The sequence below is a fragment of the Baekduia alba genome, assembly GCF_028416635.1.
Classification (GTDB): Bacteria; Actinomycetota; Thermoleophilia; order Solirubrobacterales; family Solirubrobacteraceae; genus Baekduia; species Baekduia alba.
In genome coordinates this window covers 3,350,171-3,368,664 of the sequence record NZ_CP114013.1, presented here as the reverse complement: position 1 = coordinate 3,368,664, position 18,494 = coordinate 3,350,171, and the positions used below count along the sequence as shown (strand labels likewise).

Here is an 18,494-nt window from a genome sequence, read left to right as displayed (position 1 = left end):
CTCAGCCCGTCGGCGTGTTGAGCACCAGGAACGCCCGCGCGTCCTGGTTGGACTCCTGGAAGCGGAAGGTGAAGATGTTGGGGCCCGTGAGCGAGCTGACCGTGCCGGCGTCGGGCGAGCGCGCGACCCCGTTCACCGACGGCGTCTTGGTCGACAGCGTCGCGTTGAGCGGGTGCGCCACCGCGCTGCTGACGCCGGGCGTCTCGCGGCGGAACAGCAGCGCCGTGGGATCGGCCTTGGTCGTGGTGACCTTGCCGGCCTTGTCCTTGGCGACCTTCACCGACGGCGGCAGCAGCACCACCGTCTCGGTCACGCCGAGGTAGCGGAACGAGTACAGCGCCAGCTCGAGCGCCTCGCGGCGCAGCAGCAGCGCGCGGTTGACCGACGGCTTGCCGTACGCGATGCGGCAGTCGGTGGCGCCCACGCCGCACAAGCGGTACAGGACGCCGGTGCCTTCGACGAAGTCGATGTCGCCGCCCTGGGAGACCGGCCGCTGGATCGCGATCGTGACCGGCAGCCCGGCGATCTGCAGCGGGCCGCCGGTGACGGCGACGAGCTGCTGGCCGTTGGGCAGCCGGTACTGGTGGCCGACGTGCTCGGCGATCTGCTGGGCCGAGTCCGAGCCGGTGCTGCCGGTCGGGTGCCAGGCCGACCACGTGGGACCGGTGCTCAAGGTGATGGTGTTGGACTTCTGGTCGTCGCTGGCCAGCGCGGCGACGAGCAGCACGATCGCCGCGGCCCCGATCGCCAGCAGCGCGCCGAGCAGGAACTGGAACCGGCCGGAGTAGCGCGAGTACCTGGGCGCGTCGTGGTCGGGGGCGGCGGGGGCCTCGGCGACGGGCGCTGCCGCGGGTGCGGCGGGCGCGTCGGCGACGGCGGAGGCCGCGACCACGCGCTCGGCCTCGGGCTCGCGCTCGTCGTCGCCCGCGTCGGGCGGCGCCCACAGGCGGCCCGCGGCGGCCAGCGGCTGCTCCTTGGGCAGCAGCTCCTGCGGATCCCACTGGGGCTGCGTGCCGGCGGGGTCCGGCGGCCGTAGGCGCGGGTCCGGGCGCCGCTGCTCCTTCTCGCCCTCCGTGTCGGGCTCGATGTCGTCGCGCTCGTCGGTCAAAACTTGGGCCAGATGGTCTCGTCGGTGATGTCGATCGTGGGCGCCTCGAGCTCGGCCTGCTCGAGCAGGGTGAGGACCTCGTCGCCGAACAGCTCCTTGCGCTCCACCAGCACCTCGGCGATGTAGGCGACCTTGTCGCGGTTGTGGCGGATCAGGCAGAGAGCCGTCATGTAGGCCTGTCCCAGGATGCACGCGGCCTCACGGCGCTTGTACGGCTCCATGAGGATCGTCGCGACCGCGTCGCCGCTCTCGCGCATGCCGCGCGAGCGGTTGATGATGCGCTCGCCGATCCGCTCGAAGCGCTTCATGTAGCGTTCCTCGGCGTGCTCGCGCGCCTCGTCGCTGTCGAAGTCGAGGTGGGAGAGGTCGACCGGGACCGGGCCCATGCCGGCGAAGCCCACCATCTCGGCGGCGGTGGCGGTCACGCCCGAGACGTCGCCGCCGACGCCGGTGCTGTTCTCGCCGTAGAAGACGTGCTCGGCCGCCATCGCGCCGAGGCCCCAGACGATGTCCGACACCTTCTCGTGGCGCCAGAGGATGTCGAAGCGCTCCTCGTTGTAATAGCCCTGGTGATGGCCCAGCGAGCTGCCGCGCTTGCGGATCGACAGCCGGGTCGAGACCAACATGGGGTAGTACACGTGGGCGGCGACGGCGTGCCCGGCCTCGTGGATCGCGACCGCGCGGCTCATGTGCGCGACGTAGTCGATCTTCTGCAGCGTGCCGGACTCGATCGTCGTGATGGCCTTGATGAGGTCGTCCCACGAGGCCTCCGTGCGGCCCGAGCTGTGGGCGTAGGTCAAGGCCATCGAGCAGATCTGCTCGATCATCGCGGGCGAGTAGCCGCCGGTGACGCGGGCCAGCTCGTCGCGGCGCTTGGGCGAGTCGAGGTCGGGCTCGTGCGCGACCTTGCCGAGGTACAAGTTGAAGATGTCGAGCCGGTCGTCCTTGGTCGGCGTCCGGAACCACACGTGGCGGCCCATGCGGCCCGGGCGGATCAGCGCCGGGTCGAGCTGCTCGATCGGGACGTTCGTCGCGCCGATGAAGTAGATCTGCTCGGGGCGCGGCTTGGGCGAGCGCAGCCGCAGCGACCGGCCGAGCAGGGCGCGCGGAACGAGGTAGCTGGCGTCGAGCAGGTTGTTGACGCGGTTGGTCCAGAACTTGGCCCAGAACTTCGGCTCGTCGACGCCGTCCATCTGGATGAGCAGCTGGTTGAGCGCCATCCCGCCGCCCCCGCCGCCCATGCCGCCGGGCACGATGAAGTCGTTGACCCGCCCGTAGAGTCGCGCGAGCGCCGGGGGGAGGACCGGCACGACGCCGGGCGCGCGCGAGGCGAAGAGGTGGTCGCGCCACTCGGCGGTCTCGAGGATCATGTCGCCCGCCGCCGAGACCGAGCCCCACGGTCCGTAGTACTCGCGCAGGCTCTGGTCCTGGGCCAGCGGTTGCATCCGGCCGAGCATCTGGTTGCCCAGCGCGGCGCGGCGCAGGCCGACGGCGTCGATCTCGTCGATGAAGATGATGCACTGGCCGCCCCACTTGCGCGCGAGCTTGCGGGCCTTGCGGATCAGGAACATCACCACGACGACGTCCATGCCGATGAACGTCTGCGCGAAGCCGGAGCCCGGCATCGTGACGATCGGCGAGTTGAACGACGTCGCGATCGCCTTCGACAACATGGTCTTGCCGGTGCCCGGCTGGCCGATGAAGAGCAGGCCGCGCTCTGGCTTGCCGCCGGCCTTGCGGAAGTCCTCGCTGGACTGCCAGAGCTCGATGACGCGGGTGACGTCCTCCTTGGGCTCCTTCTGCCCGCGGACGTCGTCCAGCCCGACGCCCCAGTCGGCGTCGCCGGGCTCGTAGCCCTTCATCTGCTTGAGGCCGAAGAACAGCAGCGGCCCGAAGAGGATCGCGAAGTTGATGAAGAACAGGAGCGGCAGCTGCAGCCCCATGTAGGCCACCGTCACCAGCACCTGCGGGTCGGTGATGCCGTCCCACATGTCGCTGACGAGGTCCGGGATCGACTTGCCGGCCAGCAGCGCGATCGTGCCGAGGACCCCGAAGACGAGCACCGCGAGCCAGATGAGCAGGCGGTACTTGCCGCGCCAGAACCAGAGGCGTCGACGCGCCATCGCGTCGTCCATCAGCGCCCCGCGGTCGGCGCCGTACAAGGTCGGCCGCGGGATCATGCGGTGAGCGAGGATGTCGATCAGGCCGCGGAACGCGGCGACCGCGATCACGGTGGTCAGCAGGGCCCAGCCCCAGGGCCAGCCGTTGACGCCGACGAGCACGGCCATCAGGCCGGGGCTGGTCAACACGGCCACGACGGTCGCGGCGCGGGACAGCCGCTTCCACTCGCCTGCGAGCGCTTCGCGGGCGCTGGCGTTCGCCGGGGCGACGTCCGTCCCGGTGCTCCCCTCAAACTCCATAGGCCGAGAGGGTAATGGCGGCGGGGGCGAAGTCCAGCACCGGGCGGTCCTGGGCGCGTCGCCTTTAGGGAGCGCTTAGGCGCCGGTCAGAGGCGCGGTGATGCGGGGCAACCCGCCGCGGAGGCGGTTGGGGCCGTCGGCGTCAGATCCGCGGTGATGCGGGGCAACCCGCCGCGGAGGCGGTTGGGGCCGTCGGCGTCAGATCCGCGGTGATGCGGGGCAACCCGGCGCGAAGGCGGTTGGGGCCGTCGGCGTCAGATCCGCGGGATGCCCAGCACCATGTGCGGGGCGGCGGAGACGTCGGCGTCGCGCGTCTCGGCCGGCGCGGGCGTGACCGCGTCGTCGCGGAACTCGAGCGCGCCCTTGCACTTCGGGCAGGCGCCGAGGACGCGGAGGCCCTCGGCCATCGCCGGCGTGTTCCAGGTGAACGCGCAGTTGGTGCAACGCACCGCGAAGCCGTCGTCGGTCATCAGGGTCCGCATCGACCAACGGGGGGCGTACCTTGAATCGTCCGTTCGTCCAAGAACCTGGGCGCGAGGATGGGTTCCGGGAGCGGACCGTCGATCCTCACCGGTCGCAGCCAGTACGGTGCGCGCTCGATGCTGCGCCGCGTTCTTCCCGTGCTCATCGCGACCGTCGTGCTCCTGGCGGGCGCCGCGCCATCCGCGCCGGCGCTGGAGACGCACCGCTGCCCGGGAACTACCAACTTCCGGTGCGGGTCGGTGACGGTGCCGCTCGACCGCTCCGGGCGGGTTCCCGGGACCGTCAGGCTGGCCGTCGCGGTCGAGGCGCCGCGCAAGGGCGCCAGCGGCTTCCTGCTGGCGCTGTCGGGCGGCCCGGGCCAGCCGTCGGTCGCGTTCGCCGACTCGTTCCGCTCCTCGCTGGCGCCAGCGCTCGCGCACCGCCGCCTGGTGCTGCTCGACCAGCGCGGCACCGGCCAGTCGGGCGCGCTGACGTGCGCGCCGCTGCAGGCCCTGGGGACACTGGACGTCGTCAACACCCGGGTCGTCGCGTCGTGCGCCAACGCGCTGGGACCCAAGCGCCAGTTCTTCTCCACGACCGACAGCGCCCAGGACGTCGACGCGGTCCGGCAGGCGATCGGCGCGCCGAAGCTCGAGCTGATGGGCGTCAGCTACGGCACCTACGTCGCCGTGCAGTACGCGCGGCAGTTCCCGGCGAGCACCGACGGCCTGATCCTCGACTCGGTCATCGGGCCCGACGGCATCGACGGCTACTTCCTGGACACCTTCGAGCGGCTGCCGCGGGTGCTCGCCGAGCAGTGCGCGGACGGCCGCTGCCGCGCGGCCACCGCCGACCCGGTCGCCGACCTCGGCACGCTGGCGCGCCGGTTGGCGGCCTTCCCGCTGCGCGGGAAGGTCCCCGACCTGCACGGCGCGGCGCACATGACGGCGGTGCACGACGAGTCCGAGCTGTTGTTGATGATCATGTCGGGCGACCTCAACCCGTTCCTGCAGGCGGCGTTCCCGGGCGCGATCGCCGCGGCCGGTCACGGGGACGCCGCGCCGCTGCTGCGCCTGCGCCGCTACGCGCAGGGGCCGTTCACGCCGGCGAGCGAGTTCAGCTCCACGCTCAACGTGGCCACGACGTGCGCCGACGTGAAGCTGCCCTATACGCTGCAGACGCCGATCGGCGACCGCTGGGGCCTGTGGCAGCACGGCGTCGACGGCGTGCCCGACAGCGCGTTCGCGCCGTTCAGCCGCCTGGCGGTCACCGACACGTCGGTCGCCCACGACTGCCTGCGCTGGCCGCAGGGCGACACGCCCGCCGGCCCGTCGACCGCGCCGCTGCCCGACGTCCCGGCGCTGCTGCTCAGCGGCCGGCTCGACACGCGCACGCCGCTGGAGAACGCCAAGGAGCTGCTCCCGCTGCTGCCGCACGGGCAGCTGCTGACGGTCACCGGCACCGGTCACGACGTCCTGGACTCCGACATCACCGGCTGCGCGGCGCGGGCGCTGAAGCGCTTCGCCGACGGTCAGCCGGTCGGGACGCCGTGCGCGGGCAAGGACAACGCGGTCACGGTCCTGGCGCGGCCGGCGCCGTCGATCGCGGCCTACCGCAGGCCGGCCAGCGTCACGGGCGACCGCGGCCGGTTGTTGTACGCCACGCTCGACACGCTTGTCGACGCGCAGATCTCGGCGCTGCAGACGCTCTACGCCGGCTACGCGAAGATCCAGGGCGGCGGGCTGCGCGCCGGGCGCTTCGCGGCCTCGGGCGACGGATCGCGGCTGCGGCTGCACGGCTACTCGCTGGTGCCGGGCGTCCGGCTCGACGGCACGCTGCGCGCCGATGCCGACGGCGACGCGGGCCGCGTGACGGTCGACGGACCGGGGACGCTGGACGGCACGCTGCGGATCACGACCAAGGGCGTGGTGACGGGGACGCTGGGCGGGCGGCCCGTGCGCTACGCGCCGCCGCGGAGCGGGGGCGCGTCGGCGGCGGCGTCGGTCGGCCGCGGGCGCGTGCCCGCGCGCGTGAAGCTGCCGGGCGCGGCGACGGTGCGCCGCCAGCTGGCGGCGCTGCGGCGGCGCGCGGCGGGGTAGGCGCGGGCGCCGGTGGCGCCCAGTGCGGGGCGCTCGTGGGCTGCGTGGCATGGTGCGTCCTCATCAAGGGCGTGAAGGCGCTGTGGCGGCGCCACCGCTGCGGTGTGGCCGTCGCTGGTCGTGCTTCGGGGCGGGCAATTCGGGGTCGAAGGGTCGGCTCGCGGGAGGTCGACGGTGTTTAGGCGGCCGAATAGGACACCTGAACACCGTTGACCTCGGTCAACGGCGCTTTTGCGTTCGTAGAGAACCCCAATCTGCCGCCGACCCGACGATTCGCCCCCGAACTCGCCCCTCGCGCCGCCGCGAGGTCGAGCCACACCCACCGCACGGAGCGCCGCCTCCACACTCGCACGCCCTTGATGACGGACGCACCACGCCTCGCAACACGACCAACGCGCCGCACTGCAGACCAACAGCGCCTAAAACCCGCTCTCCCGCGGGTCCGTCCCGTCCTCCGCGGCGGCGCCCTCGCCCTCACCCTCCGACGCACCCCGCCGCCGCTGGCCCACGGCCAGCACCGACCCCACGACCAGCCCCATCACCGCGCAGAACGCCACGGGCAGGATCAGCCCGCCGCCGTCGTGGAGCGCGGCCGTGGCGACCGCGATCGCGAGGCCGATGGTGAAGACGACGACGCCGACGAGCGGGCGTGCGCGGTAGAAGGCGACGACGGAGCGCATCGCGCCAGACCGTAGCCGCCGTGGCGTCGCGCATGCCCGCACGTCACCGCGGGAAGGAGGATGGCGTGGCTTCCGACACGCCAATACTCGGTCCCCGGATGCCGCCCGGACGGACGACGACCACGCCGGCCGAGGGCACGCCGCACCGCGTCGGCGGCCCGGCGTCGGCGACGCGCTCCTCCGATGCGGTGCGCGCCGTGCTGCTCGCCGCGTCGCTCGTCGGCGGCTACCTGCTCTTCAGCCAGCTCGCGTCGCTGTTCGTGCTGGTGATCATCACGATCGTGTTGTCGCTGCCGCTCGAGGCGGCGGCCTCGCGGCTGCAGCGCCACGGCGTGCCGCGCGCGCTCGGGGCGCTGGTCGCGCTCGTCGCGATGGTCGCGGTCGTCGTCGGAGTGCTCGTCGTGGCGATCCCGCCGTTCGTCGACGAGCTCCAGCGCCTCGCCGACCAGCTGCCGCAGATCATCGACCAGCTGGGCGAGAAGCTCGGCGCCAAGCACAGCGCGAGCACGGGGGACAGCCTCCAGCGCTCGCTCCAGGACGTCCTCGACAAGCCGCAGTCGCTGCTGGGCCCGATCGCGACCGTCGGCCTCTCGGTCGCCGGTGCCGTGGGCGCGATCATCGTGGTCGTCGTCGGCGCGTTCTACATGGCCGTCAACCCGGGGCCGCTGGTCGACGGCGCGGTCCGGCTGTTCCCGCCCGACCGCCGCGGCTGGGTGACCGACGCGCTGGCCGAGATCCGCTCGACCTGGATCGGCTGGCAGTACGGCGTCGTCGCCGACATGCTGGTGACCGGCCTGCTGCTGTACATCGGGTTGACGCTCGTCGGATTGGACTACGCCTTCGCGTTCAGCGTGCTGTCGGCGCTGTGCGTCGTCGTCCCGTACTTCGGCTCGGTCGCCGGCGGCGTGCCACCCGTGTTGTACGCCTTGGCCGAGCGCGGGCCGACGACCGCGCTGATCACGCTCGGCGTCTACCTCGTCGTCCAGCAGGTCGAGGGCAACATCATCATCCCGATGGTCATGTCGCGGGCGGTCAAGCTGCATCCCGCGGTCGTGCTCATCGGCGTCGTGCTGGTCGGCCAGCTGCTCGGCTTCGTCGGCCTGATCGTCGCGGTCCCGATCATCTCGGCCACGATCGTCATCGTCCGGGAGCTGTGGGTGCGCCGCCTGGAGGGCGACGCGCCGATGCCGCCGGCGCGACCACCGGCCGCGGCGTAGCGGGGCGCGCTCACTCGCCGACGACGAGCGCCGCGTGGATCATCCGCGTCGCCGTGTCGGTCAGCCGCGGCAGGTCCTGCGCGCGGTCGTCGGCGATCGAGAGCAGGACCAGCTCCTCGAGCGCCTCGACCAGCTCGCGCGCCATGTCGGGGTGCACGGCGTAGCCGTCGGGCAGCTCGTCGGCGTGCTGCTCGGCGAGGACGTGGATCATCGCGGCGAAGCGCTCGTTGACCGCGCGGCGCCGGCGCAGCGCCTCGGGCCCGGCGGCGGTGACGTCGCGCAGGAACGCGCGCGCGAGGCCCGGCTCGGCGGCCAGCGTCTCCAGGTAGGCGCGGACCCCGAGCGCGATCCGCTCCTCGTAGGGGCGCCCGACGCCGCCGAGCACGGCGGCCGTCGTCTGGGCGCGCAGCAGCGCCGCGCTGGCCTCGTAGGTCGCCAGGAAGCAGTCCTCGACGTCGGCGAAGTGCTGGAAGAACACCGCGCGCGGCAGGCCGGCGCGGCGGATGACGTCGTCGGCCGTCACCGCGGCCAGCGGGCGCGTCGTGAGCGCCTCGGCCATCGCGGCGATCAGGCGCGCCCGCTCGGCGCCGCCGGCGTCCTCGCGCAGCGCCTGGACGAAGCGCGAGGTCGTGCTCGCCTGCTCCATGTCAGGCACCCTAGCGTTCCTCACCGGTGCCCGGCGCCGATCGCGTTCGCGGGGCCCAGTGCCGCTGTAGGGTCGGCGCGTGTGGGCTCGGAGGGTCACCGAGGCGTCGGTCGCGGCGCTGCTCTGCCTGGCGTTGCTGCCGCCCGTCGCGGGCGCGCGGCGCGACGACCTACCGACCGAGCCGCGCACGCCGGTCGACGGCGCGACGGTCGCCGACGCGACCGCCGGCATCACGGTGGCCTTCACCTGCCCGCCGTACCACCCGACCGCCTACGACGACGTCGTCGACAGCCGCGGCACCGGCTACCACGTCATCCTCGCCAAGGCCAAGGACATCGGGTTCGACGGCCTGCTGCTCGGGCCCAACCGCGTCGACCGGCGCGACGCCGTCGAGGTCGACGGCCAGCCGGGGCTGTGCACCGCCGCGCCCGACGACGCCGAGCGCGGCCTGCTGCCGACCGAGCCCGGGACCTACTGGTGGCAGTCCTACCGCGACTGCGCGACGTACCTGTGCGCGTTCGGCGTCGAGTACGGCGACCCGTCGGCGGTCACCGTCACGCAGACCGTCTGCACCGCCAACCGCACGGCGCTGACGTCCGCGACCAAGGAGCTCGCGGCGGCGCGCGCGGCCCTCAAGCGCCGCAGGAGCGCCGGCCGCCGGGCGCGCGTGACGCGCCTCGACGCACGTGTGGCCGAGCTGCGCGCCCGCCTGCGCGTCGTCTACCGCTGCGCGCCCTAGACCGCTGCCGGCTGTCCTGCGCCTGGAGTGCCCAGTCGTCGGAGGTGCCTAGACCGCTGCGATCTCCACGCGCAGCCGCTCGATCATCGCGTCCACGCGGCGTGCGACGTCGCGCACCGGCTGGCGCATCGCGTCGGCGACCTCGGCGATCGGCGTCCCGTCGACCATCATCGCCAGGATCGGCAGGTCTCCCGGCTCGACGCGGTGGCCCGCGGCCTCCATCAGCTCGCGCGGCACCGGTGGCAGGACGCGGTCGCCGCGCGCCACGGCCCGCAGCGCGTCGAACAGCTCTGGCGCCGGGGCCGACTTGTTCAACAACCCGTTGGCGCCCGCGAGGATCGCCGGGACGACCATCGCGCTGTCGGCGTAGGCGGAGTACAACAGGACCGCCGGCGATGGCACGTCGCGCTTGAGCCGGCGGCAGAGCTTGAGCCCGTCGGCGCCGGGCAGGTGGTAGTCCAACAGCACGACGTCGGGCCGCGTCCGCGTCAGCATCGCCCCGAGGTCCTCCTCCGACGACGCCGTGCCCAGCGGGATGATCCCCGGCTCCGCCCGCAGGACCGCGGTCAGCCCGGCGCGCATGGCGGGATGGTCGTCGACGATGAGCAGGCGGATCATGGGGTACCTCCGGGGTGGGGGAGAGCGAGGGCGACGGCGGTGCCGCGCCCTCCGGGTCCGGGACCGATGTCCAGTTGGGCACCGATCGTCTCGGCGCGTCCGTGCATCGAGCGCAGGCCGTGGCCGCCGGGGCGCGGCCGGGCCGGCATGCCGACGCCGTCGTCGGCGATCACGAGCGTGACCGCCTCCGGGGCGCTGGCGAGGGTGACGGTGATGGCGGAGCTGCCGGCGTGGCGCACCGCGTTGGTGAGCGCCTCCGCGGCGATCCGGTAGGTGTGGGCGGCGACGAGCGGCGGCAGCGAGGGCAGGCGGCCGGCGACGTCGATCGTCGCGACGCCGCCGCGCGACAGCTCCGCCGCGCGCTCACGCAGCAGCTCGTCGACCGGACGGCCGTCGAGCGGGGCGCGCAGCTCGGCGACGCTGGTCTCCATGTCGGCGGTCGCGCCGCGCAGCTCGGCCAGCGCGCCGTCCAGCAGCTCGCGGCTGGACGCGTCGGCGACGCGCGTGTCGAGCGCGCTGAGCATCAGGTGCGCGGCGTGGACGCGCTGCTTGGCGGAGTCGTGGAGCTCCCACGCGATGCGCTGGCGCTCGGCCTGGAGCGCGAGGCGCTCGGACTCCCCGCGCGCCGTGCGCAGGCGGTCCAGCAGCAGGCTCGAGTACGCGAGCGTCGTGGTGACCACGACCGGCACGAACAGGTGCGTGGCCAGCGTCTCCAGCCGGATCGTGTTCTCCAGCGTGTCGGCCGGCAGCTTCTCGGTGAGCAGCGCGACGCCGCCGTAGAGCCCGGAGAACGCGATGCCCCAGAGGAACGCGGTGCGCCAGGCCAGCGCGGTCGCCGGCAGGATGAGCGTCGTCAAGGCGTACACGTAGAACGGGCTGCGCCAGTCGCCGCCGGCGAGGATGAGCGCGAACGCGGCCAGGGCGTCGAGCGCCCAGATCGCCGGCGCCCAGCGCCAGTCCTGGGTCTGGCGCAGCACGGCGAGGCTGATCGGCGTCCAGACCAGCGTGATCGCCGCCAGGTACGGGTCGTGGTGCGTGACGCGATGCGCGAGCAGCAGCGCGATCGCGAGCATCGCGCCCACCACGCGGGTCATCGTCAGCAGCGCGAACCAGCGATGGTCGCGCAAGGTGCGCAGCGGCCTGAGGTCGCGTCGCCTGACGGTCACGACGCCGACCCTCTCAGGTCCACCTGAAGGCCGCATGAACGTGGTCACGCGGAGGTCACGGCGTCACCGCGTCGCGAGCACCTCGACGTCGTCGCCCCAGAACGAGACGTAGCCGCCGACCGGCGTGCACTCGGGGAACGGCTCCTCGTAGCTCCAGACCGCGTCGGGCAGCTCGCCGCCGTCGGCCAGGACGAGCGTCCAGTACGTCGCGGTGCCCTTGTACGGGCAGAAGGTGGAGGTGTCGGTCGGGCCGCGCAGCTCGGCGCGCACGTCCTCGCGCGGGAGGTAGTAGCGGTTGGGCAGCGCGGTCTCCGACAGCACGAGCGCGCGGCTCGTGGTCGCCACGACCTCGCCGCGCGCGCGGACCTCGACCGTCGCGCTCGTCGACCGGACGTCGACGCGGTGGTAGGGGTCCGGGAACGCGGTGACGACGTCGTCCTCGTCGAGCCAGCGGTCGAAGCGCTCCAGGTACACGCCCGCGTAGCCCTCCAGCCAGGACGCCGGCGCCAGCGGCTCGTCGTAGACCCACAGCGCGTTCTCGGCGACGCGGTCGCCGACCGTGACCGTGCGGTAGCTCGCGTCGCCCTTGAACGGGCAGTGCGTCGAGAGGTCGGTGCGCGTGAGCGCGTCCCCGGCGACGTCGGCCAGCGGCACGTAGAGCTGCGGCTTCAGGCCCGTCTCGTGCAGCAGGAACGCGTTGTCGGTGTCGACGACGACCTGGCCGTCGAGCTCACCGCGCACCCGACGCGGGACGGGCGTCGCGAGCAGCTTGTGCTGCGGCCCGTCGATCGCGTAGTTGGTGTTGCCGGGGCGGCCGGCGAGCGGTCCGGGCGCTTGCGTGAGGCTCATGCCTCACGACAGTAGCGTCGTGCTACCCGAGCTCCGCGATGCGCTGGTCGATCAGCGCGCGGCGCGCGATCAGCTCGGCTTCGAGACGGTCGAACTCGGAGCGGCGGGCGGCGAGCAGCTCCAGCTGGCGGCCGACGTTGCGGGCGGACTGGTCGAGGATCTCGCGGCGGCGGCGCTTCGAGGTGCCCGGCGCGCGGAACTCGTCGCGGCGTGCGTCGCGGTCGTCCTCGGCCTCCATCAGCGCCTTGAGCTCCTCGAGCGAGACGCCGAGCAGCGCCTTGAGCTGCACGGCCTTGCGCAGCCGCTCGACGTCGCTCTCGGTGTAGGTCCGGTGCTGGCCGGCGGCCCGGTCCTGGTCCGGGCCTTCGAGCAGGCCGAGCTCCTCGTAGTAGCGGATCGTGCGGGTCGTGATCCCCAGCCGCTTGGCGACCTCGCCGATGCGCAGGACGGTCTGGGCGGCGCTCATGCCGGCGCGTTGGTCGTCTTGGGACGCAGCAGCGACACGCCGGCGCCGAGCACCGCGGTGCCGGCCAGCACCCACAGCGCGGTGTGCATGTTGTGGATGAACGGCTTGAGCGCGTCGTCGCCCAGCCCGTCGCTCACGCCGGAGAAGATCGACAGCAGGACCTTGGTCGGGACCGCCGCGGTGATGATGCCCAGGACGAACGCGATCGACAGGACCGAGCCCGTGTTCTGCAGCATCATCCGCGTGCCGCCGGCGATGCCGCGCCGGTGGACGGGCACCGAGCCCATCATCGCCGCCGTGTTGGGCGAGTTGAACATGCCGGAGCCCAACCCGTTCAACAACAGCCAGAACGCGGGGATCCAGTAGGCCGTCCCGGTCCCGAGCGTCGTCATCCCGATCAGGCTGACCGCCACGACGACCATGCCCAGCGCCGCGAGCATGCGCGCGCCGTGCCGGTCGGCGTAGGCGCCGGCCAGCGGCGAGGCGATCAGCATCCCGAGCGCGAGCGGCGCGAGCTTGACGCCGGCGAGGATCGGGTCGTCGCCGAGCGCGCCCTGGAAGTACAGGACGAACACGAACGTCAGCGCGAAGCGCGACAGGCCGTTGAGGAAGGCGGCGCCCGTCGCCGACGCGAAGCCGCGGTCGCGGAAGAGCGACATGTCGAGCATCGGGGACGGGACGCGCAGCTCGATCAGGACGAAGGCGGGCAGCAGCACGACGGCGAGCACGAGCGCGACGATCGTATTGGCGTCGTTCCACGCGACGATGCCGCCGCGCGAGATCCCGTAGGTCAACCCGGTCAACCCGACGACGAACGTCAGCGTGCCCCACCAGTCGAAGCGGCGGTCGACCTCGGGGCGGACGAGCTCCTGCAGGATCGTCCAGGCCCACAGCGTCCCGGCGATCCCGAACGGCACGTTGAACCAGAACACCCAGTGCCAGGAGATCTCGACGAGCGCGCCGCCGAGGACCGGGCCGAGGACGAGGCCGATGCCGGCGACCATCACGTTGGTGCCCATCGCGACGCCGAGCTGCTCGCGCGGGAACGCGTCGGTGACCAGCGCGCTCGCGTTGGCGAAGAGCAGCGCGCCGCCGACGCCCTGGACGATGCGCCAGAGGATCAGGTCGGTGCCGCCGCTGGCGAAGCCGGCGCCGAGCGAGGCCACCGTGAACACCGCGAAGCCGAGCACGAACGCCCGTTTGCGGCCGAAGAGGTCCGACAGCCGCCCGAAGGTCAGGACCAGCACCGTCGAGGCGATCATGAACGCGAGGATCACCCAGACCAGCGTGAGGAGGTCGACGCCGAGCGCCTGCTCCAGGTCGGGCAGCGCGATCACCAGCGTGCCGGAGTTGATCGTGGCCAGCAGCATGCCGAGGCTGGTGCAGCTGAGAGCCCACCACTTGTAGTGCTCGTGGTCGGCGTCGACGCCGATGCGGCGCTTGCGGGCGGTCTGCGGGGAGGGGGCGGCTGACATACCGGTTCGATGCTACCCGAACCAGCATTTGACGTGAACGTCAAGTTCGCGTCGTGTCAGCCGTCCCCGCGGAGCGGAGAGGGGTCTAGCTCTCCTGGGTCGCCACCTGCGGTCCTTCGATCGACAGGCGGGGGAGGCGACGTTCCAGCGCCGGCGGCATCCACCAGCTGGCCCGGCCGAACAGGTGCATGAGGGCCGGCACGAGGATCAGCCGGATCACGAACGCGTCGAACAGGACGGCGGAGGCGAGGCCGACGCCGAAGAGCTTGATCGTGCGGTCGTCGCCCAGGACGAACGAGCCGAAGACCGAGATCATGATGATGGCCGCCGCCATGACGACCTTGCCGGTCAGCGCGAGGCCGTGGCGGACGGCGTAGCCGGCGTCCTGGGTGTGCTCCCACTCCTCGTGCATCCGGGTCACGAGGAAGACCTCGTAGTCCATGGACAACCCGAAGATGATGGCGAACAGCATCACGGGGAGGAACGGCTCGATCGGGCCTGTCGTCTCCACCCCGATCAGGGAGGCCAGGTGGCCGTCCTGGAAGATGAAGGTGATGACGCCCAGGGCGGCGCCGATGCTCAGCAGGTTGAGCGCCGCGGCCTTGACCGGGATCACGATCGAGCGGAACACGACGGCCAGCAGCAGCAGCGACAGGCCGATGACGACGCCGATGAACAGCGGCAGCTTGGAGGACAGCACGTCGCCGAAGTCGACGGTCGACGCGGTCGCGCCGCCGATCGACACCGCGGGCAGGCCGGGCGCACCGCGGGTCACGCTCGGCACCACGTCGTCGCGCAGCTTGGACAGCAGGTCCTTGGTCGCCGCGTCCTGCGGCTTGCTCGTCGGGACGACGCTGAGCGTGGCGGCGTCGCCCTTGCCGTTGAGGGTCGGCGGGCTGACGGCGGCGACGCCGGGGGTCGCGGCGAGCTTGGCCTGCAGCGTCTTGAGCGCGGCGGTCCCGCTCCTGGCCTTGTCGACCTCGGCGGCGACCAGCAGCGGGCCGTTGAAGCCGGGGCCGAAGCCCTGGCTGAGCAGGTCATAGGCCTGGCGCGTGGTCTTCGACGGGCTGTCGTTGCCCGCGTCGCCGCTGCCCAGGCGCATCCCGGTGACCGGTGACGCGACGACCAGCAGCACGATCAGCGCGCCCGCGGCGAACGCGGCCGGCCGGCGCTGGATCAGCGCGCTCCAGCGCGCCCAGCCGCGCGGCTCGGCCACGCCCTCGACCGCGGCGGTCTTCGGCGCCTTGACACGGTGGCCGAGGAAGCCGAGCAGCGCGGGCAGCAGCGTCAGCGAGGACAGCATCGTCAGCGCCACCGCCGCGGCCGACGCGACGGCCGGGCCGTTGAGGAACGAGACGCCCAGCAGCAGCATGCCGAGCAGCGCGATGACGACGGTCGTGCCGGCGAAGAGCACCGAGCGGCCGGCCGTGTCCATCGCGGTCAGGGTCGCCTCGCGCACGTCGGCGCCGGCGGCCCGCTCCCCGCGGAAGCGGTTGATGACCAGCAGGGCGTAGTCGATCCCGACCCCGAGCGCGATCATCACCGCCAGCGTGGGGGCGAAGTCGGCGATCGAGAACGCGCCGGTCGCCGCGTAGACGAGCCCCATCGCGGCGGCGATCGCGGCGAACGCGCTCACCAGCGGCAGCGCCATGGCGGTCAACGAGCCGAGCACGAGGATCAGGACGACGACCGCGACCGCGATGCCGATCAGCTCGCCGGCGCCGGCCTCGGACTGCTGGGCCATCTGGATGGCCTGGCCGCCCAGCTCGACCTGCAGCGTCGAGGTCGCGCCACCGCGGGCGGTGTCGATCACGTGCTGGGTGTCGGCCTTGTCCAGGTCGACGGCCTGCTGGTCGAACAGCAGCGACGCGTAGGCGGTCTTGCCGTCCTGGCTGATCGCGGCGGCGTTCTCGTAGGGGCTGACGGCCGCGGTGACCGACGGCAGCTTGGCGACCTTGGCGACGACGGCGTCGACGGCGGCCTTGTTCTTGGCGTCGTCGAGCGAGCCGCTCTTTGCGTGGAACACGATCTGGCTCGTGTCGCCGGCCTGCTGGGGGAAGCGGTCGCGGAGGAGGTCGAGGGCCTTCTGGGACTCGGTGCCGGGGAGCGTGAAGTTGTTGATGTAGCCGCTGCCGAGGCCGGAGGCGAGGCCGCCGGCGACGAGGATGAGCGCGACCCAGAGGGACGCGACGAGGCGGCGGCGGTCGTGGGAGAAGGAGGCGAGGCGTCGCATGTCGCGGGCCAGGTAAGCACAGTCAGCGCAGATTTGCAATCGATGCAGAATTGCGCGATGTGCATCTCGTCACACAGTGCAAGTCTGCGCGGGTGGCGGGTAACATCTGTCACGCAATGGGTCTCCGTGAGCGCAAGAAGGAGCAGACGCGGCGCGCCATCGAGGACGCGGCGTTCCGGCTGTTCGAGGAGCGGGGCTACTCGGCGACGACCGTCGCCGACATCGCGGAGGCCGCCGACATCGCGCCGCGCACGTTCTTCGCCTACTTCCCGTCGAAGGAGGCCGTCGTCTTCGGCGACTTCGACGCGAGCTTCGACGGGCTCGCGGCGCGGCTGCGCGATCGCGAGGACGGCGAGACGACCTTCGAGGCCCTGCGCGCCTGGATCGGCGACCTCATCGCCGACGTGCAGGAGCAGGACGGGCGCGAGGCCGTGCGCCATCGGCTGATCTGCGACAACGAGGCCGTCGCCTCGCACCAGCGCCACATCATGGGGCGCTTCGAGCAGCTCGTGGCCGAGAGCGTGGCCGTCGACCTCGGCGACGCGCCCGGCGACCTCCAGCCCAAGCTCGTGGCCGCGGCCGCCGTCGCCGCGTTGATGGCGATGCAGCCCGAGGACAAGAGCGAGCACAAGAAGAGCGTCGACGCCGAGGGCCTCGCTCAGCTCGACGACGCCTTCGCGTTCCTGCGCGGCGGCATCGCGGCGCTGCAGGAGCGCCGCGCCGCGGCGCAGTAGACGCCCACGTCTCGCGTCCGGGTACGGACAACCGCACTCGTGGCACCCGCACCCGAGGTTGGGGGACTTCCCTGATGTGCGGCGGGCGCGCGACCTCCAGGATGGCGGTCGACCCGTAGTCCCCTCTCCTCGGAGCTCTCCCCACCGTGATCACCTCTGCCCGCCCCGCCCTCGAGCTGGACACCCTCCGTCCGTCCTTCGCCGGCGAGCTGCACGCTCCCGGCGACGCCGGCTACGACGAGGCGCGTGCCGCCTGGAACCTCGTGGTCGACCAGCGCCCGGTGCTCGTCGCCGAGCCGCGCACCGCCCAGGACGTCGCCGCGCTCGTCCGCTTCGCCCGCCATCACGGCCTGCGCGTCGCGCCGCAGGGCACGGGCCACAACGCGTCGGCCCGCACCGGCGTCGACGCGTCGATCCTGCTCAACACGCGCCTGATGCGCGGCGTGCAGATCGACTTCGAGGGCCGCAGCGCCCGTGTCGAGGCCGGCGCGCTGTGCGGCGACCTCACCGCCCCCGCGTCCGAGCTGGGCCTCGCCGCGCTCGCCGGGTCCTCGCCCGACGTCGGCCTCGTGGGCTACACGCTCGGCGGCGGCATCGGCTGGCTGGCCCGCGCGTTCGGGTTGTGCTGCAACTCGGTCCTGTCCTTCGACGTCGTCACCGGCGACGGGGAGGAGCTGCACGTCGACGCCGAGCACCACCCGGAGCTGTTCTGGGCGCTGCGCGGCGGCACCGGCTCGCCGGCGATCATCACGCACATGGAGCTGCGGCTGATCGCCGTGCCCGAGCTCGTGGCCGGCGCGATGCTGTGGCCCTGGGAGCGCGCGCGTGAGGTCTTCCACGCGTGGCACCGGTGGACGCTCGACGCGCCCGAGTCGGCCACGACGTCGATCCGCATCCTCCAGGTCCCGCCGCTGCCGGACATCCCGGAGATCGTGCGCGGCCGGAAGTTCGTGTGCGTCGACGGCGCCGTGCTCGGCAGCGACGCCTACGCCAACGAGGTCCTGGCGCCGCTGCGCGCGCTGGAGCCGGAGATCGACATGTTCGCCATGGCCCCGCCGGCCGCGCTGAGCCACCTGCACATGGATCCCGAGCAGCCGGTGCCGGGCATGGGCGACCACGCGATGTTGAAGGACTTGACGCCGGAGGCGATCGACGCGCTGGTCGACGTCGCCGGTCACGACTCCGGCAGCCCGCTGCTGGCCGTCGAGCTGCGCCACCTCGGCGGCGCCCTCGGTCGCGTCGCGGCCGACGCCGGCGCCCGTTCGACGATGCCGGCGCCGTACGTGTTCTTCGCGGTCGGCATGCCGATGACGCCGGAGATGGGCGCCGCGATCCCGCCGCGCCTGGCGATGTGCAAGGCCGCGCTGGGCGACGTGCTCGACGAGCGCATCTACCTCAACTTCGCCGAGCGCCCCGCGGACGTCAGCCAGGCGTTCGACGCCGACGCGTTCGCCGCCCTGCGGGCGGTCAAGGCGAAGTACGACTCGCGCGACACGATCCACGCGAACCACGCGATCGCGCCGGCGTCGCGCTAGGGGCGGGGAGCGGACACCTCCTGCGTCGCGCCTGCACTGGGAGTGGG

16 protein-coding genes are annotated in these 18,494 nt (G+C 72.7%); 5 read left to right on the top strand and 11 right to left on the bottom strand.

Annotation, left to right across the window (positions count from 1 at the left end):
* Position 1 precedes the first annotated feature (1 nt).
* From DSM104299_RS17020 to DSM104299_RS17010, 3 genes are all read right to left on the bottom strand, one after another.
* Positions 2-1,108, bottom strand: a complete 1,107-nt coding sequence (locus tag DSM104299_RS17020; protein ID WP_272472835.1) for a hypothetical protein — start codon at positions 1,106-1,108, stop codon at positions 2-4.
* Positions 1,105-3,528: an AAA family ATPase gene (locus tag DSM104299_RS17015; protein WP_272472834.1), complete on the bottom strand. Its 2,424-nt coding sequence runs from the start codon at positions 3,526-3,528 to the stop codon at positions 1,105-1,107. Before DSM104299_RS17015 ends, DSM104299_RS17020 begins: the two co-directional genes overlap by 4 nt.
* Before the next feature lie 254 nt (positions 3,529-3,782).
* A complete protein-coding gene (locus tag DSM104299_RS17010) occupies positions 3,783-3,998 on the bottom strand; it encodes a hypothetical protein (RefSeq protein ID WP_272472833.1) in 216 nt (71 codons plus the stop codon).
* 129 nt (positions 3,999-4,127) lie between these two features.
* On the opposite strand from DSM104299_RS17010, the gene DSM104299_RS17005 reads away from it, so the two are divergent.
* Positions 4,128-6,089: an alpha/beta fold hydrolase gene (locus DSM104299_RS17005; protein WP_272472832.1), complete on the top strand. Its 1,962-nt coding sequence runs from the start codon at positions 4,128-4,130 to the stop codon at positions 6,087-6,089.
* A gap of 419 nt (positions 6,090-6,508) precedes the next feature.
* On the opposite strand, the gene DSM104299_RS17000 is transcribed toward DSM104299_RS17005, so the two are convergent.
* On the bottom strand, positions 6,509-6,769 hold the full coding sequence (locus DSM104299_RS17000; protein WP_272472831.1) for a hypothetical protein: 261 nt from the start codon (positions 6,767-6,769) through the stop codon (positions 6,509-6,511).
* A gap of 98 nt (positions 6,770-6,867) precedes the next feature.
* On the opposite strand from DSM104299_RS17000, the gene DSM104299_RS16995 reads away from it, so the two are divergent.
* Positions 6,868-7,986, top strand: a complete 1,119-nt coding sequence (locus tag DSM104299_RS16995) for an AI-2E family transporter (protein ID WP_272472830.1) — start codon at positions 6,868-6,870, stop codon at positions 7,984-7,986.
* 10 nt (positions 7,987-7,996) lie between these two features.
* Here DSM104299_RS16995 and DSM104299_RS16990 read toward each other — a convergent pair whose 3' ends face one another.
* A complete protein-coding gene (locus DSM104299_RS16990; protein ID WP_272472829.1) occupies positions 7,997-8,632 on the bottom strand; it encodes a TetR/AcrR family transcriptional regulator in 636 nt (211 codons plus the stop codon).
* 79 nt (positions 8,633-8,711) lie between these two features.
* Here DSM104299_RS16990 and DSM104299_RS16985 point away from each other — a divergent pair, with 79 nt between their 5' ends.
* Positions 8,712-9,371: a hypothetical protein gene (locus DSM104299_RS16985; protein WP_272472828.1), complete on the top strand. Its 660-nt coding sequence runs from the start codon at positions 8,712-8,714 to the stop codon at positions 9,369-9,371.
* Between the two features lie 48 nt (positions 9,372-9,419).
* Here the strand turns inward: DSM104299_RS16985 and DSM104299_RS16980 are convergent, their stop codons facing one another.
* The 6 genes from DSM104299_RS16980 to DSM104299_RS16955 all read right to left on the bottom strand — a co-directional run bounded on the left by DSM104299_RS16980 (position 9,420) and on the right by DSM104299_RS16955 (position 16,178).
* A complete protein-coding gene (locus DSM104299_RS16980) occupies positions 9,420-9,989 on the bottom strand; it encodes a response regulator (RefSeq protein ID WP_272472827.1) in 570 nt (189 codons plus the stop codon).
* The gene (locus tag DSM104299_RS16975) at positions 9,986-11,155 is read right to left on the bottom strand and encodes a sensor histidine kinase (protein WP_272472826.1); all 1,170 of its coding nucleotides are present in this window, start codon (positions 11,153-11,155) and stop codon (positions 9,986-9,988) included. Before DSM104299_RS16975 ends, DSM104299_RS16980 begins: the two co-directional genes overlap by 4 nt.
* Before the next feature lie 63 nt (positions 11,156-11,218).
* A complete protein-coding gene (locus DSM104299_RS16970) occupies positions 11,219-12,004 on the bottom strand; it encodes a DUF427 domain-containing protein (protein ID WP_272472825.1) in 786 nt (261 codons plus the stop codon).
* Positions 12,005-12,026: 22 nt separating this feature from the next.
* On the bottom strand, positions 12,027-12,470 hold the full coding sequence (locus DSM104299_RS16965) for a MerR family transcriptional regulator (protein ID WP_272472824.1): 444 nt from the start codon (positions 12,468-12,470) through the stop codon (positions 12,027-12,029).
* Entirely contained in the window at positions 12,467-13,945 is a 1,479-nt protein-coding gene (locus DSM104299_RS16960) for an MFS transporter (RefSeq protein WP_272472823.1), read from the bottom strand. Before DSM104299_RS16960 ends, DSM104299_RS16965 begins: the two co-directional genes overlap by 4 nt.
* A gap of 85 nt (positions 13,946-14,030) precedes the next feature.
* Positions 14,031-16,178, bottom strand: coding sequence for an MMPL family transporter (locus DSM104299_RS16955; protein ID WP_272472822.1), 2,148 nt, complete (start codon positions 16,176-16,178; stop codon positions 14,031-14,033).
* A gap of 116 nt (positions 16,179-16,294) precedes the next feature.
* Here DSM104299_RS16955 and DSM104299_RS16950 point away from each other — a divergent pair, with 116 nt between their 5' ends.
* Both DSM104299_RS16950 and DSM104299_RS16945 read left to right on the top strand, forming a co-directional pair.
* The gene (locus tag DSM104299_RS16950) at positions 16,295-16,912 is read left to right on the top strand and encodes a TetR family transcriptional regulator (protein WP_272472821.1); all 618 of its coding nucleotides are present in this window, start codon (positions 16,295-16,297) and stop codon (positions 16,910-16,912) included.
* A 146-nt stretch (positions 16,913-17,058) separates the two neighbouring features.
* A complete protein-coding gene (locus tag DSM104299_RS16945) occupies positions 17,059-18,447 on the top strand; it encodes an FAD-binding oxidoreductase (RefSeq protein WP_272472820.1) in 1,389 nt (462 codons plus the stop codon).
* Positions 18,448-18,494 lie beyond the last annotated feature (47 nt).

Bases quoted from the DNA above. Each gene is read 5' to 3' on its own strand.
- DSM104299_RS17015 (WP_272472834.1), bottom strand. From the start codon at position 3,528: ATGGAGTTTGAGGGGAGCACCGGGACGGACGTCGCCCCGGCGAACGCC.
- DSM104299_RS17010 (WP_272472833.1), bottom strand. From the start codon at position 3,998: ATGACCGACGACGGCTTCGCGGTGCGTTGCACCAACTGCGCGTTCACC.
- DSM104299_RS17005 (WP_272472832.1), top strand. From the start codon at position 4,128: ATGCTGCGCCGCGTTCTTCCCGTGCTCATCGCGACCGTCGTGCTCCTG.
- DSM104299_RS17000 (WP_272472831.1), bottom strand. From the start codon at position 6,769: ATGCGCTCCGTCGTCGCCTTCTACCGCGCACGCCCGCTCGTCGGCGTC.
- DSM104299_RS16995 (WP_272472830.1), top strand. From the start codon at position 6,868: ATGCCGCCCGGACGGACGACGACCACGCCGGCCGAGGGCACGCCGCAC.
- DSM104299_RS16990 (WP_272472829.1), bottom strand. From the start codon at position 8,632: ATGGAGCAGGCGAGCACGACCTCGCGCTTCGTCCAGGCGCTGCGCGAG.
- DSM104299_RS16980 (WP_272472827.1), bottom strand. From the start codon at position 9,989: ATGATCCGCCTGCTCATCGTCGACGACCATCCCGCCATGCGCGCCGGG.
- DSM104299_RS16970 (WP_272472825.1), bottom strand. From the start codon at position 12,004: ATGAGCCTCACGCAAGCGCCCGGACCGCTCGCCGGCCGCCCCGGCAAC.
- DSM104299_RS16965 (WP_272472824.1), bottom strand. From the start codon at position 12,470: ATGAGCGCCGCCCAGACCGTCCTGCGCATCGGCGAGGTCGCCAAGCGG.
- DSM104299_RS16960 (WP_272472823.1), bottom strand. From the start codon at position 13,945: ATGTCAGCCGCCCCCTCCCCGCAGACCGCCCGCAAGCGCCGCATCGGC.
- DSM104299_RS16955 (WP_272472822.1), bottom strand. From the start codon at position 16,178: ATGCGACGCCTCGCCTCCTTCTCCCACGACCGCCGCCGCCTCGTCGCG.
- DSM104299_RS16950 (WP_272472821.1), top strand. From the start codon at position 16,295: ATGGGTCTCCGTGAGCGCAAGAAGGAGCAGACGCGGCGCGCCATCGAG.